We start from the raw sequence: 372 nt of genomic DNA, 5'->3' as shown, positions 1-372 counted from the left end.
CCTGAGCATAACAGAACATTTGTTCAACTGCACTATCATTGACGGTACAGAAGTTTGGGAGGATATAGGATTTTGGAAAGCAACGTACTGGAAAACTTTACCTAAAGCTTACAAAGTTACTTACCAGCATCGATATTTTGAATTGTGTATCGACTCAAATACACCCCAAGAATGGATTGATAAAGAGCGACAAGCAAAACAGTGGTACTCAGAAATTTCGCATTGGTATACCGAGCCAGAATTAGATACAAACGCATCAAATTTGTTTGGAGATGAAGATATAAACTCTTACGCAACATTACCAGAAAATCTGAATTCAAAAGTCGAATACTTGATTCTTGATTTTGCTGTAATATTCAACTACTACGGACT

The 372-nt window shown here is 36.3% G+C and carries 1 pseudogene; it reads left to right on the top strand.

Annotated features, from left to right (window positions below):
- Nucleotides 1–19: 19 nt before the first annotated feature.
- Nucleotides 20–372: pseudogene (locus OSCIL6407_RS36010) on the top strand (hypothetical protein); the annotation flags it as partial.

The organism is Kamptonema formosum PCC 6407, assembly GCF_000332155.1.
Classification (GTDB): domain Bacteria; phylum Cyanobacteriota; class Cyanobacteriia; order Cyanobacteriales; family Microcoleaceae; genus Kamptonema; species Kamptonema formosum.
This window is presented reverse-complemented; position numbering and strand designations above follow the sequence as displayed.